We start from the raw sequence: 14595 nt of genomic DNA, 5'->3' as shown, positions 1-14595 counted from the left end.
CAGGGTAGCCGGGGAGCCTGGGAGGCTGCAGGCAGCAGGCCCCGTCACGACACGGTGAGGGGGAGCCGGGCCGTGCGCTGCGAGGTCCTTCCCTGGACCACCAGCACGTAGTCGCCGGGGGCCAGGTCGTCAGGCAGTGTGGCCGTGACCGAGTAGGGGTCCTGCCCGGTGCGGCTGCGCGGCGTCCTGCCCGTGGCGACACCGCCAACACGCTCGCCGGTCTCCTCCAGGACCACGTCCACGTCCTCGCCGGAGAGGAGCCCCTCCCCCTGGACCGTCACCGTCTGGCCCGCACCCAGGCTGGCAGGGTCCCCGACCAGGGCGGCGGTCACAGGGACGGCGGCAGAGCACTGGTCAGCGACCTCGTCCGGGTAGGACACGGAGGCTCCTGCCCGCCGTGGCTCCTCCTCGTTGACGTTGACGCTGCCGTTGACGAGCACGCTGAAGAAGATGTCGTCAGGGAACGTGGGGTCAGGGCGCCCCGTGATGGTCCAGCTGATGAGGGTCGTGGTGTCGTCCTGGGTGTCCCAGGTGGTCTCCTCCAACAGGGTCTGGTCGTCCCAGACCCTGGCCTGGAAGGTGTAGGCCCCGGTGGTGGTCACCGGCACCGACACGGTGCACCCCTCGCGAACAGGCTCTCCGACCTGAGCACTCACGCCCTCGGGGCGGGTAGGCAGGACCCGGACCTCCTGGGGGGCGTAGGTAACGGTGCCCCCGGGGCCGGAGCAGGTGGCCTCGTAGGTGTAGGTCCCTGGCTGGTCAGGAACCTTGACCGAGGCGAACCACCCCCCGCTCAGCTGACCGACGCTACTGGTGGCCACGACCTCACCGTCGAGGCGGACGACAGCCTCACCGGCCTCACCGGCCCCCTCGGCGTCGGGGACAGGCTCGCAGGAGAGCCTGTCGGAGAAGGCCACGTAGCTGCCGACCTGGGTCACCTGGGTACTGACACTCACCGAGGGACGTGGTGAGGAGGGCGGGGGCTCCTGCGCCACGCTGGCAGGGACCAGACCCAGCAGGAGCATGGCGGCGGCTACCGCGACCACGAGACGGCGTGTGTACAGACGACGTGTGTGCATGATGGCACTCCTTTCATGCCGGTGGGAACGCAAACGGCCGAGATAGTAACATCATGCCCATCACGACAATATAGGGTCACCTGGGTGGAGACTGGGAGACCATCACCGCACACCACACCACCGGGTTCGTCACCGGGTTCTGGTCAGAAGAAAAACTCCCCTCCCCAAGGAGCCGGGCCAGCCAGCCAGCGCACACCCACAGCAGGTACACCACCCCTACCAGAGGCAGGTACCACGTCGGCACCAGGCGCAGGTCAAGGCGGACCGCCGCCATCACCGTGCTCATGACCGCGCTGCTGCGATCACCCGTGCTAGCCGTTCCTGGCTCAGCCACGACGGTCCCCCTTGGCGATGTAGACGGCGAGCTCCTCAATGCTGGGGGCCTCGACGACCGCCCGGTCAGCCAGAGCCTCGGCCTCGCTGGCAGGCATGAGAGCCTCCCAGCCCAGCGACGTGCTGCGCACGCCCAGGCTCACCTGCCGCACGGCACCGGTGAGGTGCTCAGGGGTGCCCCGCACCGACCTTCCGGAGCGGGTCCAGCCGGGCTGCAGCCAGCTCCCGGGCGAAGACCTCACGGTTCCAGGTGGGGTAGAAGGGCGTCAGGGCGCTCTCGACATCCCTCACCCGCCACTCAGCGTGGTACGGCGCGGTGTCGAAGACGACACCGACACGCTCGTGCGGCAGGCAGGCAGCCGTGCCGGAGTCCGGGAGGGCCATGCCCAGGACAGCCTTGATCGTCGTGGTCTTGCCCGAGCCATTGGCGCCGACAAACCCGGTGATGTAGCCCTGCGGCACCGAGAAGGTGACGTCGTCCAGGCTGAAGCCTGGGTAGTGCTTGGTCAGGTGAGTGACCTCAATGGGGTTCACTAGCTCTCCTTCGCGCTCTCTCCCGGCTCCCCACCGGGGGCCTGGGATGTCGTCATGACGGTGTCGAGCATGGTGTGCAGCTCCTCGCTGCTGAGCCCGACCAGGCGGGCCCGCTCGACCGCGCGGTCGAGGTGCTCCTCCACCTCCCGCAGGACCTGCTCGTGCACGAGCTCGGAGTTACGAGGCAGGGCGAAGTACCCCTTGCCAGGGACGTTGGCAAGGAAGCCCTCGGCCACCAGGTCGGAGTAGGCCCGCGTGGTGGTGATGACGCTGACGCGCAGGTCCCGGGCCAGCGCCCGGATGGAGGGCAGGGCCTCGTCGGCCTCGACCCGCCCGGTCAGGATCGCGTCACGTACCTGCTGGGCGATCTGCTCGTAGATCGGAACCCCCGCCGTGTTCGACAGGACAACCGTCAGCGGCATGACACCCCCTTCCGTACATAGACACTATAGACAGTATGAACGGAAGCGGGTCAAGTCAGGGCCGCCCTGGGCGCTCGCACCTGCCCGGCTGGCAGGGCACAGCCGGGCAGGAGGTCAGTCGCTCTCCGCAGGACGAGCCTCCGTGCCGGAGCCGGTGTCCTCAATGATGGGGGTCCGACCCGCCCAGACCACGGTGCTGTAACTGCCACTGACGACTACCCGGTTGACATCGCGCACGTAGACCTCGATACCGTCACCGTTGATCACCACCGTGTCGGCGTACTCGGCAATCGCCACCGTGTACGCCCCCGTAACCGTCAGGGTGGTGCAGTCACCCGTGACACGCACCTCCTCGGACCGCTGGCTCAGCAACAGCGGACCGTTGTCGCACCTCACCGTCTTGTCAACAAACCCCTCCTCAAACAACCAGTCCGAGTCGGTAATGGTCGCCGAGGCGCCCGGGCGGTCGGCGGAGCCCAAGCCCACCTCTGCCTCCTCCTCGTCCCGGGCACCGGGCACCGCGTCAGTCCCCTCCTGCTCAGACGCGTCCGCGCTGCTGTGCACCTGGACCTCAGAGGCCTGGGACGTCGGCTCGTCCTGCTGAGACTCCTCGGCCTCGGCAGAGCGAGGAGACGCCTCGGTACTGGTCTCAGCGGCCTCGCTGCTCTGCGTAGCCTTGGCGTCGGTGTCTGCCTGGGTCGGCTGGGAGGACTGTGACGAGCTGTCACCTCCTCCCGGCGAGGACACAGAGATCGAGCAGGCTCCCAGGCTCAGGGCCACGCAGGCCGCAGCGGCGCCAGCAGCCAGGACAGGACGGAAACGGGTCACAAGGTTCACAACAAACTCCGGTTCAGGTCAGATCAGGGACGGCAAGGGACAGCCCGCCAGCCAGGCTCAGAAAGCGGGGATGAAGACCTCCACGCGGCGGTTGAGCTGGCGCCCCGCCGGGTTGTCCGAGCCGTCCTCGTTCTCGTTGGACGCGACCGGCTGGGTCTCCCCGTAGCCGGTGGCCTCCATGGAGGCGGTCACACCCTGGCTAGCCAGCTCCTCAACGACAGCCTGGGCGCGCTCCTCAGACAGGGTCTGGTTGAAGGCCTCGTCCGACACGGAGTCAGTGTGACCGTGGACCTGGATAGCCGGGGCGCCCGAGCTGGTCAGCACCTCAGCCAGGTTGCCCAGGGTCTGGGAGGCGTCATCGCGGACCTCGGAGGAGCCAAAGTCGAAGAGAACCCTGTCCTCCAGGGTGATGAGCGTCCCGCAGGAGGTCACCGGCTGGATGGCGTCGATCGAGGGGAAGGAGCCGACCTTGCCCACCTGGGGCAGCGGGTCAGCGTCCACGGTGAGGGTGGCAGTGGGGCTGGCGACCAGAGCGGTCCCGTCGCCGCTGTTGGTGATGGACAAGGTGGCGTCGGAGTACGTACCGGAGCCGTCCCCGTTGTTGGTGATCGTCACCGTGGGATCAGAGTACGTGCCCGACCCGTCGCCGTTGTTGGTGATCGTCACCCCGGCGTCCGCATAAGTTCCTGACCCGTCCCCGTTGACCGTCACGGACAGGGTGGGGTCGGAGTAGGTCCCCGACCCGTCACCGTTGCTGGTGATCGTCACCGTAGGGTCAGAGTACGTGCCCGAGCCGTCACCGTTGTTGGTGATCGTCACCGTGGGGTCAGAGTACGCCCCCGAGCCGTCGCCGTTGTTGGTCGTGGAGGAGCCCTCGGAGGAAGTGACCGCGGAGCCGTCACCACCCAGCACGGTGTGCCCCGAGCCCGAGGCCAGCACACCCGGCTCCTCGCAGCGGGCAGGCCCCACACTCACCCCGGGGACTGAGTCGACCTCCTGGGTCAGGTCGGGGGTGAACACGTCAGAGGACTCGGTGAGCAGGCTGAGGTCGGGCAGCGTGAACATGGGGACGGGCGGGATCTCCCCGACGGCGTAGCCGGATACCGCATTCTCCCCTCCGGGGACGGGCGAGGCTGACCCTTCCGCAGACGCCTGGGAGGACGCCGATGAGCCTGCCAAGCCCCGCGGCTCCTGGGCCGCCGACTGGGGGCCAGAGCCGGTGTCGCCCTCGGAGCCGCTGCCACCGGAGCCGGACCCGCCGATGTCCAGGGAGCAGGCAGCCAGGGAGACGGTAGCAAGGATGGCGCAGACCAGGGCGGCCGGGCGCCGTACGGGGAAGTGGTGTGTCATGAGGAGGACTCTAGGGTCCCGTTATCGCCCTGTCGTCTCCGTGCTGTCGCAGCCTCGCGACAGCCTGCCCGGCACCCGCTGGCCCCGGGGAGACGGGACCGGACGCTCTCCTCGCGCCGGGAGCGCTGCCTTGTCCGCCCGCTCCCGGCCCTGCGGCGGCCAGGCGGTCGCACCCTCAGCCTGGTGGCGGCCCCGCTACCGGGAGGGAGAGCCACACCCGGGTCCCTACCCCCTGCCGGGAGGTCATCCTCGCCTGCCCACCGTGGCGTCGCAGGATCGTGGCCACCAGCGGCAGGCCCAGGCCGGAGCCGGGCAGGCCGCGGGCGTTGCCCGCGCGCGCCAACTCGCTCCACACCACGGGCAGGTCCGCCGGGGGCACGCCGATACCGGTGTCAGCCACTTCGATCGCTACCGCGCCCGCCTCCTCCCGGCCTCGGACCTCAACGGTGCCCCCTGAGGAGGTGTACTTCGCGGCATTGGACACCACGTTGTAGATCGCTGAGTAGAGCAGGTCGCCGTCGCCGCGCACGTGGGGCAGGGGCCAGGGGACCTGGGGCAGGTCCACGCGCATACGGACCGCCTGGTTCCTGGAGGCGGCCTCCTCGGCGACGGCCTGGACAGCGTCCTGGACGGTCTCCGCCAGGTCCACGTCCTCCAGGGCCAGGGGCAGGGTCTCCAGGTCGGCCAGCTTGCGCAGGTCGGCGACAAGACGGCCCATACGGCGCGCCTGGGCGTCCACCACGTCGGCCCGGGCTGGCAGGTCGGCGGGCATGATCTGGGGGAGGTCGGCCACAGCCGCCCGCACGGCGGTCAGGGGGTTCTTCAGCTCGTGGTCCAGGCGCCGCAGGAACTGCTGGTGCTGCGCCCAGGCCTCCTCCTGGGCCTGGCGCCGCGCGCGCTCACCGGCGACGCGCAGGCGCCAGCGCACCAGGACCACGACCAGGGCCGAGGCCAGCAAGACCGTACCCGTCTCGAGCACCAGCAGCGGCAGCGTCGCAGTCAGGGTCATAGTGGTGTGCGGAACAGTCAGGAACGCGGCTCCTGTCGTCACGACCACGACGAGCACAGCCAGGCTCCAGGCCACGAGCCAGGGCCTGCGCGAGGGGGCGTTCCCACCCGTGGCCCTGGAGGCACCTGGCGCACCCGGCGGCTCCGACGTGGTCGACACAGCTGGCACGGCAGCCACCGCCTGGGAGCCGTCAGGCCCAGGCGCGGGCAGGGAGCCCCTCACGCGTGGACCCTGGCGCGAAACCGGTACCCCACCGAGGGAACGGTCTCGATGTAGGTGGGCTGCCCAGCCGCGTCCCCCAGGATCTTGCGGATCTCGCGGACACGGTGATCCACCGCCCGCGTCGAGGCGGCGAAGTCGATCCCCCACAGGGCCGCCAGCAGGGCCTCACGAGTGTGCAGCTCCCCGGGGTGGCTCATGAGGTAGTCCAGGAGCATGGTCGCCTTGGGGGTCAGCGACAGCTCCCTGCCCGCGAGCGTCACCCGCCGGGAGGCTCGCTCCAGCACCAGGTCCCCAGCCACCAGGCGCGCAGCGGAGGTCAGCGGCTGGGTGCTCCCCTGGGTGCGGCGCAGCACCGCCCGGATGCGCGAGGCCAGCTCGGCCGGGTCGAAGGGCTTGGACAGATAGTCGTCGGCACCGTCGTCCAGCGCGGAGACCCGCTCGTAGGAGGCGTCCACCTGGGTGAGGAGGATGATCGGGGTCCAGGTCCCGCCCGCCCGGATCCGGCGGACCAGCTCGCGACCGTCCATACGGGGCATGAGGACGTCGGAGACCACGATATCCACGTCGCGGGCCGCAAGAAGGTCCAGCGCCTCTACCCCGTCGGAGGCCAGGAGCACCCGGTAGCCGCTGCGCTCCAGGTAGGGGCCCAGCGAGCGGCGGATGGCTGACTCGTCATCGACGAGCAGGACGGTGGCCGTGGGGGCCGTGGGGGCCGCAGAAGTCGCGGACGCAACCGACTGCGGAGCGGACGGGACAGGGGTGGGCGCTGACATGGGCGCGATCCTCCTCGGTGGTGCTCGGTGAGTCCTGGGGGCGCTCGGCAACCTCAGCCCCAGCCACTGACACCACCCCCGTGACGCCGACCGCAGCGACCGGGGGCGTTGACCAGGCCGGGCGCCAGCGCCGCCAGGGGCAGCGCAGGAGCTGGACTACCTCAGTCCTAGCCGATCTGGGTGGCGACGTTGCCGGAGCCCATGTCGGTGACGTCCGGAGTGCCGCTGAGCCAGTAGACCTTGACGTCAGAGCCAGTGATCATGACCGTGCTGACGCTGCGCACGTAGACGGTGACGTCACTGCCCGCAACGGCCAGGGTGCCCACGTTCTCCGCAGCAACCGTGACTTCAGAGCCCAGGACGCCCAGCTCACCGTCGAGGTCACCCACGAGGTTGAAACTCTCCCCCGACCCCGAGACGGCGTAGGAGCCGGAGACGGTCTGCCTGGTCCCGTTGCTGATGGCGTCCTGCCAGCCAGGATCGGTGATGTCGGAGGTGTCGCTGTCGGAGGTGCCCGAGCCAGCGTCGCCCTCAGAGTCTGCCGAGCTGCTGGCGTTGTCGGAGCCGCTGGAGCCGTCCTGGCCCTGCGCCGCCTCGGTGGTGGTAGCGTCACCAGAACCTGCAGAGTCAGCCCCACCGCCATCGGAGCCGCCGACCGACACCGAGCAGGCCGTCAGGGACAGCCCCAGCACAAGAGCTGCGGCAGGGGCCAGCAGGTATCGAGAGACACGAGAAGAGCAAGAAGCACGCACAGGGATTCCTTTCCAGGGACGCTCACCGCAGCGGGAACACTCACCGCGCTGTCGCTGTGAAGCCTAGTGACCGCGTGACGCGGCCGCGTCGCGAGCCTGTCGCAGATCAGCGACAGGACAACAGCCGGAAACCACGCCTCGACCAGAAGACCTTATACTGTGCTTTCCGTCGCATTTTCTGGGTGGAGGCTGGATATCCATTAAGTGAATTCCACTTCAGCGGGAATCGTACAAGGTAGGCTGCCACGAATCTCGCCAGGCCGAAAGACGTCAACAGGAGCCGATTTCATTCCAGTTCACCCTGACAGTCTCCCACCCCGAGCGTCGTGCCCGACCAGTCGTGACCGAGCCGCAGGCCGACCAGTAGCCTCGTGCCCTGAACGCGTGACCCGCCTCAGTTGCACGCAGGCGCGCTAGTGCTCCCGCCTCGGGCGTGTGAGCCTGGCACCCCTCCGGGGGAACTCCTTGCCGAAGCGCTCCTGCCCCGGGCCTGTGAGCCTGGCTCACACCGCTCCACCTGTGCTTGACGGTCTCCACCCAGGCCTGAACCGCGCCAGGCAAACCCCCGTCACTCCACCCCACCTGGAACAGGCATAACAACTATACCTGGCCCACACCCACGACGACCGCTACATGCCCGCTACACGGTGTGGAGGCCGCCAACTGCCCCACGCCCACGCCGACCGCTGGCCTCGTGCCCGAGAGAGGCCGCCTCGGTGCGGCCGACCTGCCCCACACCCACGACGACCACTGGGCTGGAGGACAGGCTGGAACAGCCCTGACAGGTAAACACTCCCCGGGACCGACTCCTCGAAAACGACCAATTCCTCACAGACGACCAACGTGCCAGTCGTTCTCTGAGGATTTGGTACATGTACCTTTCAGTAGCTGGTACATTTCGGCGCACCGCCCCACCTCAGGCGGTACCAGCCTTCCTAGCTCTGACCGGTTCCGTCAGTGCTGGCCGTCCCGGTGCTGGTCCCCCTGCTGCTGGCGGTCTTTGACGTCGTCCCACCGCCTGCGGCCTTACGCGTCCCAGCCGTGCCTCCCGCCGTCCTGCGGGCGCTGGCCTTGCTGGCACCCGTCCTGCCGGTACTCGTCTTACGGGTGGCGCGCTTCTTGGCAGGCCCCTTGGCCCGCTTCTCAGCCAGCAGCTCGTAGGCGCGCTCGGCGATGACCGTGGCCGGGTCGTCCCCCCGGCGCAGAGTCACGTTGGTCTCCCCGTCGGTGAAGTACGGCCCGAAGCGGCCGTCCTTGATGACGACAGGGCGCCCCGTGGCCGGGTCCGTGCCCAGGTCACGCAGAGGAGGCCGCGCAGCGGACTGCCCCCGACGACGCTTGGGCTGGGAGAACAGCTCCAGGGCCTGCTCCAGGGTGACGGAGAAGATCTGCTCCTCGGTCTCCAGGGACCGCGAGTCCGAGCCCTTCTTCAAGTAGGGGCCGTAGCGGCCGTTCTGCGCAGTGATGTCCTCCCCGGACTCCGGGTCCTGCCCCACCACCCGAGGCAGACTGAGCAGGTCGAGGGCCTGCTCCAGGGTGACCGTGGCCAGGTCCATCGACCTCAGCAGGCTCGCCGTACGCGGCTTGGGCCTCGCCGTCCTCGCCTTCCTTGAGGTCTGGGACGCCCTGGCCGACCTAGCAGACGACGTCGCAGCCCCGGCGGGGTCAGTAGCCTCACCGCCCTGGCTGCCCGCGCCCGTCGCCACCGCGCTGTCGGCGCCCTCCTCCCTAGGATCAGGCAGGACCTCGGTCACGTAAGGTCCGTAGCGGCCGTCCTTGGCGATGATCATGTGGCCTGTGGACGGGTCGACCCCCAGCTCGCGGCCGTCGTCGGCAGCGCGGGCGAACAGCTCGCGCGCCTTATCCAGGCTGAGCTCGTCGGGGGCGACATCGGCAGGCACGTTCGCCCGCCTACCCTCAGCGTCCTCCAGGTAAGGGCCGTAACGCCCCACGCGCAAGGTGACACCCTCACCGAGGTCAATAGAGTTCACCGCCCGCGCGTCAATCTCCCCCAGCCCGGCGACCAGACCTCTGAGACCGTGGAGCGTCAGCTCCGTGCTCCCAGTGCCCTCAGTACCTCCAGCATCCTCATCGCCCCCGGGGCCTGCAGTACCCTCAGCACCCGCAGCGCCGCTGTTCCCCTGCGAGCCGTTGTAGAAGCGGGACAGCCAGGCCACCCGGTCCTCCTCGCCAGCGGCGATCCGGTCCAGGTCCCTCTCCATGGAGGCAGTGAAGTCGTAGTCGACGAGCTCGGCAAAGTTCTCCTCCAGCAGGCGGGTGACGGAGAAGGCCAGCCACGTGGGCACCAGGGCCTGACCGCGGTGGTCCACGTAGCCGCGGTCAGAGATCGTCGACATGATCGAGGCGTAGGTAGAGGGACGCCCGATCTCGCGCTCCTCCAGGGCCTTGACCAGGGAGGCCTCCGTGTAGCGGGGAGGTGGGGTGGTCTCGTGCCCAGAGGCCTCAGCCCTAAGGGCAGCGAGCTCCTGTCCCTCCGTCATGGCGGGCAAGCGCACGTCCTTGCCCGCATCGGCCTTGCCAGCCCCGGAGGAGTCCTCATAGCGCTCAGCGTCACGCCCCTCCTCGTAGGCTGCCAAGAAGCCACGGAAGGTAATGACCGTGCCCGAGGCGCTTAGCCCCGCTACTGAGAACGTCGGCCCGGCGTCCCGGGAACTACCCGCCGCTGGGGTCAGGGGCACCTCAACAGTCACCGTCGCGGTAGAGCCGACGGCGTCAGCCATCTGGGAGGCCACGGTACGCCTCCAGATCAGCTCGTAGAGACGGAACTGGGCGCCGCTGAGGTCACCACTGACCTGGGCCGGGGTGCGGAAGTGGTCACCAGCGGGACGGATCGCCTCGTGCGCCTCCTGAGCACCCTTGGCCCGGGAGGCGTAGACCCTGGGGCGCTGCGGGAGGTACTGGGAGCCGTAGAGCTCGGCCACCTGCGCCCGGGCCGCCTCCACAGCCTGGGAGGACAGCACCGTCGAGTCAGTACGCATGTAGGTGATAAAGCCGTTCTCATACAGTCCCTGGGCCACACGCATCGTCTCACGGGGATTCATCCGCAGCTTGCGTGAGGCCTCCTGCTGGAGGGTCGAGGTGGTGAACGGAGCAGCAGGACGGCGCTTGTACGGCTTGTCCTCGACAGAGGCTACCCGCGGCTGCCCGCGACCGACCGCCTCGGCGACAGCAGCCGCTCCCGCCTGGTGCAGGTGGACCACAGAGGCCTTCAGCGCAGCCGGCCGCAGCTGGCCGTCGTCGTTGAAGTCGCGTCCGGTCGCCACCCTCCGCCCGTCCAGTGTCGTCAGACGGGCAGAGAAGACGGAGTCGTGCTGGTCCTGGGACTCCTGCTGGGACGGCGCAGCCGCCTCGGGGGTATCCGGGCTCCCGGGCAGCACGGTGCTCAGCTCAGCTTCCACCCCCCAGTAGGAGGCCGAGGTAAAGGCCATCCGCTCGCGCTCACGCTCCACCACCAGGCGGGTCGCCACGGACTGGACCCGCCCGGCCGACAGCCCCGCCCTGACCTTGCGCCACAGGACCGGGCTGACCTCATAGCCGACCAGCCGGTCCAGGATGCGCCTGGTCTCCTGGGCGTCCACCCGGTGGGTGTCCAGGTCACGCGTGCTGTCCAGGGCGCGGGCCACCGCCTCGCGGGTGATCTCCGTGAAGGTCATGCGCCTGACCGGGATCGTGGGCTTGAGCACCTCCAGGAGATGCCAGGCGATTGCCTCACCCTCCCGGTCGTCGTCCGTGGCCAGGTAGAGCTCGTCAGCCTCCTTGAGCGCCTTCCGGAGCTGGGCGACTGTCTTTTTCTTGTCCGGGTTGACGACGTAGTAGGGGGTGAAGCCGTCCTCCACGTCCACGGCGAACTTGCCGTAGGGCCCTTTCTTCATAGCGGCGGGCAGCTCGGAGGGCTGCGGCAAATCACGAATGTGACCCACGGAGGCCTCGACGTCGAAGTCCTCCCCGAGGTACCCGGCGATAGAACGCACCTTGTTGGGGGACTCCACGATGACGAGCTTGGTGGACACGGGCGACCTTCCTCACAGGCGGGCGTGACGGGTGGTGGCGAGACAGACCGACTGGCAAGCCCTCAGCCAGGACACGCCTGTACCCCGTTGTGCATCAGCCGCACAACCAGGCACGCCTACGCGTCCCAGACGTCTGGGAGCCGGTCGGGAACCGACAGGGACGACCCCCTCCCAGCTGACTGTAACGTATTGCGGCCGCTGGTACCTCGCAGCAGCCACGTCGTTGTGGAGAGGTCGTGGGGTCGTGGAGAGGCCGTGGGAACCACGGCTGCTGCGGACCGCACCTGCCGCCACGCCGGGAACTACACGCCCAGACCAGGTCAGCCAGCCGTCAGGACAGCTCCGACAACGCGCCACGGATCGTGGCGAGCCTCTGTGTGGTCGCGGTCTCGTCGTAGGGCAGGCCCAGTCCCCGGCACTCCGCGGCAAGCTGGGCGAGAGACCGCACCTCAGGGAATCCCTGGGACGCCAGGGAGGCGACCTCGTCCACCACGGGGGAGCCGGAGACCCCGTTGCCGCCACGGGCATCCACCCACTGGCCCAGGCGGCGGGCAGCACGGTCGAGGCTGGAGGTAACCACGCGCAGGGCGTCGTCCAGCTCGCCGACCTGGGTGCTCACGCTGCGCAGAACAGGCCCCAGGCCCGCGACCCCCGACTCCAGGGCCTCGCACAGGTCCCTCAGCGAGCGGACGGCGTCCTCCTCCGAACCGTCCAGGATGGACTGGGCGAACCGCCCCACCATGAGGGTCAGCAGCCGCATCAGGGCTACGGCGAAGCGCAGCTGCGTGACCGCCTCGTGCATGGAGCGCAGGCGCCGGGGCAGCCCGCCGAGCTCGCTGCCCGCGGTACCGGACAGCTCACTGATCCGCTCAGCCAGGGACTGAGCCCGGGTACGCGCACCGCCCCCTCCGTCCTGGGAGACCAGCTGACCGATACGCATGATCCGCCCCCGGGCCGCCGAGATGGAGTCGTGAGCCGCCTCCATGGCGACAATGAGCCGCATGTACTCGTCAAGCTCGTAGACCAGGGCGTTGGTCTCCCGCTCGATCACGGCCACGGTGCTGAGGATACGAGCCACCGGCCCCAGCACGTCCGGGGCCGCGGCAGGAACACGTACCCCCGCAGCCACCAGCGCCGCCACCTCGCGGGGGAGAGTGGCCTCGGTCATCTCGTACAGGGAGCCGAACCCCAGAGCGGCGAGCTCGGTGGACAGCTCCTGGGCACCGTACTCGCCGATCTGCCGCCGTGAGGCTGCACGGGCGGCCAGCTCGCGCTCCTTGGCCCGCACACGCCGATAGGCCTCCTCCACCTGGGTCCGGGTGCTCGCGTCCATCGGCTTGATCCGCACCGAGAGGAACCCGTCACGCAGGGGAACTACTGTGGCAAAGACCCGGTAGTCCAGGCCGTCCACCGCCCGGTTGATGACATAGGCGCACACGGGCCTGCCCGCCTGGAGGTCGTCCCACATGAGCCGGAACAGACCCGCAGGCATATCCAGGTGCCGTACGATATTGTGAGGTGACCCGATAAGGCGCTCACGCGAGTAGCGGGAGAGGACGTCAAAGGTCCTGTTAGTGTTCTGGATGACGCCTCTAAGGTCCGTCGTCGAGAAAAAGATGTCCTGCGGGTCGAACAGCCGCTCGTATCCGATCTGCGATTCCATGGGTGCTCTCTTCCGGTCAGTGGAACATGACGCTCAGCGGGGAGCCGCTACGCCCCGCCCTGGCACCGCCAGGACCCCGGCACTGCATGACGTGCCCCGGCCTTGGCGGTCACCCTCGGCAGCGGCTATCCCCCCATCTGCGCCAGGGCCTGGCGAACCGTGGAGACACGCTCACGGATAAGAGGCTCGTCCAGGGTCACGACGACCCCGCGCGCCTTCGCTGCCAACTCGGCCAGGGAGGCAGTCTCGGGGAAGCCCTGCTCCCCGAGCTCGACCGCCTCCTGGAGCACAGCAGCAGCGTCCACGCCCTCAGCCAGGGCCTGGGCACCCTCGTCCTGGAGCGCCCGGATCCAGCGCTGGAACGGACGCTTGACCCGGTCGAGGTTGCTGACCACCGACCGCAGGTCCGCGTCCAGGCGCTCAGCGAGGTCGGCCGCGTTCTGGCAGGACGGCGCAAGCGGCTCAAGGTCCACCAGGAGCGCCTCAGCTAGGTCACTGATGGCGTCGGCGGAGTCGACCTCCGTCTCGTCCAGGACCGCGGCGGCGAAGATCCCCGTCATCAAGGTGTGCAGACGCATCATCGAGGAGCGGAAGCGCACCTCGGAGGCGACCTCGTAGAGGGCCACCAGCGAGGAGTTCAGCTGCTGGAGAACCTCCACGGCCTGCGCACTACGCTCCCTGACCCGCTCTGAGACAGTCGGCACGGAGGAGTCCTGGTCCGGGCTGGTTACCTCCCCTACCAGCGCCCCCACGCGGTTAGCCCGGTCGATGACCGAGCGGACACTCGTCGCCCAGGCCCCCAGGCCGTTAATGAGCTCCTGGTACTCGTTGAGCTGGTAGATCAGCTCGTCGGTGTCCCGCTCAATGACCGCCATGGCCGACAAGATGGTGGACATGGGGCTGTCCGACTCCGTGCGGCGGGGTACACGCACGCCCTCGACCACGAGCAGGGCCAGCTCTCTCGGCAGGGCTGCCCTGGCAAAGGAGTACAGGCCGCGGAACTGCGCCTGGCTGAGCTCCTCAGACATCAAGGTGGCACCACGGTCAGCCACCTCACGACGGCTGTGCCCCTGGTCAGCGTACTCACGCTCTGCGGCACGGACCCGGGCGTACATCTCCCTAACCGGGGTGAACAGCGCGTGGTTGCTGGGGCGGACCCGCACCGAGAGGTAGCCGTCGGCAAGGGGGACGACCGTGGCAAAGACCCAGTAGTCTAGCCCGTCCTTGGCTCTGTTCAGGACATAGACGCATGCTGGCCGCCCTGCCTCCAGCTCGTCCCACATCAGCCTGAAGGCGCCTGCGGGCATGTCGTCATGGCGGATGATGTTGTGCGGAGCGCCGACCAGCTCCTCAGAGCTGTAGCGGGACAGCGAGTTAAATACCCGGTTTGTCCTGCGGATAACGCCCTTGGCGTCCGTGGTCGAGAAGAACAGGTCCTCGGCACCGAAGCGGCGCTCGTTGCCATCGACGTATTCCATGACTCTCCTGGTAGCGTAGTTATAAGGATGGCGGGCCGCAGCCGGTGGTAGCGCTGGTTCACGTACCACGCAGCCGGGACGCGACCCGGTCAGGTACAAGAGACTACGCTGC

At 68.7% G+C, this 14595-nt stretch carries 13 protein-coding genes; all 13 read right to left on the bottom strand.

Going from position 1 to position 14595, the window contains the following annotated elements; translation table 11 throughout:
• Positions 1 to 44 precede the first annotated feature (44 nt).
• On the bottom strand, positions 45 to 1079 hold the full coding sequence (locus D4740_RS12835) for a hypothetical protein (protein ID WP_182911329.1): 1035 nt from the start codon (positions 1077 to 1079) through the stop codon (positions 45 to 47).
• Between the two features lie 76 nt (positions 1080 to 1155).
• Entirely contained in the window at positions 1156 to 1365 is a 210-nt protein-coding gene (locus tag D4740_RS03475; protein ID WP_119835520.1) for a hypothetical protein, read from the bottom strand.
• A 40-nt stretch (positions 1366 to 1405) separates the two neighbouring features.
• Positions 1406 to 1597 carry a hypothetical protein gene (locus D4740_RS13165; protein ID WP_243106790.1) on the bottom strand — a complete coding sequence of 64 codons (192 nt, stop codon included), beginning with the start codon at positions 1595 to 1597 and terminating at the stop codon, positions 1406 to 1408.
• Positions 1581 to 1946: an ATP-binding cassette domain-containing protein gene (locus tag D4740_RS03470; protein ID WP_243106792.1), complete on the bottom strand. Its 366-nt coding sequence runs from the start codon at positions 1944 to 1946 to the stop codon at positions 1581 to 1583. The genes D4740_RS13165 and D4740_RS03470 overlap by 17 nt, the downstream gene beginning before the upstream one ends.
• Positions 1946 to 2368, bottom strand: coding sequence for a GntR family transcriptional regulator (locus D4740_RS03465; RefSeq protein ID WP_119835519.1), 423 nt, complete (start codon positions 2366 to 2368; stop codon positions 1946 to 1948). The genes D4740_RS03470 and D4740_RS03465 overlap by 1 nt, the downstream gene beginning before the upstream one ends.
• 114 nt (positions 2369 to 2482) lie before the next feature.
• Complete coding sequence (locus D4740_RS12830) at positions 2483 to 3205, bottom strand: DUF3060 domain-containing protein (protein ID WP_182911328.1); 723 nt, start codon at positions 3203 to 3205, stop codon at positions 2483 to 2485.
• 57 nt (positions 3206 to 3262) lie between these two features.
• Positions 3263 to 4555 carry an OmpA family protein gene (locus tag D4740_RS03450; protein WP_119835516.1) on the bottom strand — a complete coding sequence of 431 codons (1293 nt, stop codon included), beginning with the start codon at positions 4553 to 4555 and terminating at the stop codon, positions 3263 to 3265.
• 175 nt (positions 4556 to 4730) lie between these two features.
• Positions 4731 to 5786: a sensor histidine kinase KdpD gene (locus D4740_RS03445; protein WP_259390640.1), complete on the bottom strand. Its 1056-nt coding sequence runs from the start codon at positions 5784 to 5786 to the stop codon at positions 4731 to 4733.
• Positions 5783 to 6559, bottom strand: a complete 777-nt coding sequence (locus tag D4740_RS03440) for a response regulator transcription factor (RefSeq protein WP_119835515.1) — start codon at positions 6557 to 6559, stop codon at positions 5783 to 5785. Before D4740_RS03440 ends, D4740_RS03445 begins: the two co-directional genes overlap by 4 nt.
• A 167-nt stretch (positions 6560 to 6726) precedes the next feature.
• A complete protein-coding gene (locus tag D4740_RS03435; protein ID WP_147392835.1) occupies positions 6727 to 7311 on the bottom strand; it encodes a DUF3060 domain-containing protein in 585 nt (194 codons plus the stop codon).
• 935 nt (positions 7312 to 8246) lie between these two features.
• Positions 8247 to 11342: a type I DNA topoisomerase gene (gene topA / locus D4740_RS03430; protein WP_119835513.1), complete on the bottom strand. Its 3096-nt coding sequence runs from the start codon at positions 11340 to 11342 to the stop codon at positions 8247 to 8249.
• 331 nt (positions 11343 to 11673) lie between these two features.
• The gene (locus D4740_RS03425) at positions 11674 to 13005 is read right to left on the bottom strand and encodes a PAS domain-containing protein (protein ID WP_119835512.1); all 1332 of its coding nucleotides are present in this window, start codon (positions 13003 to 13005) and stop codon (positions 11674 to 11676) included.
• 125 nt (positions 13006 to 13130) lie between these two features.
• The gene (locus D4740_RS03420; RefSeq protein WP_119835511.1) at positions 13131 to 14483 is read right to left on the bottom strand and encodes a PAS domain S-box protein; all 1353 of its coding nucleotides are present in this window, start codon (positions 14481 to 14483) and stop codon (positions 13131 to 13133) included.
• Between the last annotated feature and the right edge of the window lie 112 nt (positions 14484 to 14595).

This window comes from Actinomyces sp. 2119, from assembly GCF_003591215.1.
Taxonomy (GTDB): Bacteria; Actinomycetota; Actinomycetes; order Actinomycetales; family Actinomycetaceae; genus Actinomyces; species Actinomyces lilanjuaniae.
The sequence above is the reverse complement of the archived record's forward strand: the minus strand, read 5'-3'. Positions and strand labels throughout refer to the sequence as shown.

Coding starts and splice junctions, on each gene's coding strand:
- D4740_RS12835 (WP_182911329.1), bottom strand. CDS start 1,079: ATGCACACACGTCGTCTGTACACACGCCGTCTCGTGGTCGCGGTAGCC.
- D4740_RS03475 (WP_119835520.1), bottom strand. CDS start 1,365: ATGAGCACGGTGATGGCGGCGGTCCGCCTTGACCTGCGCCTGGTGCCG.
- D4740_RS03465 (WP_119835519.1), bottom strand. CDS start 2,368: ATGCCGCTGACGGTTGTCCTGTCGAACACGGCGGGGGTTCCGATCTAC.
- D4740_RS03450 (WP_119835516.1), bottom strand. CDS start 4,555: ATGACACACCACTTCCCCGTACGGCGCCCGGCCGCCCTGGTCTGCGCC.
- D4740_RS03440 (WP_119835515.1), bottom strand. CDS start 6,559: ATGTCAGCGCCCACCCCTGTCCCGTCCGCTCCGCAGTCGGTTGCGTCC.
- D4740_RS03425 (WP_119835512.1), bottom strand. CDS start 13,005: ATGGAATCGCAGATCGGATACGAGCGGCTGTTCGACCCGCAGGACATC.
- D4740_RS03420 (WP_119835511.1), bottom strand. CDS start 14,483: ATGGAATACGTCGATGGCAACGAGCGCCGCTTCGGTGCCGAGGACCTG.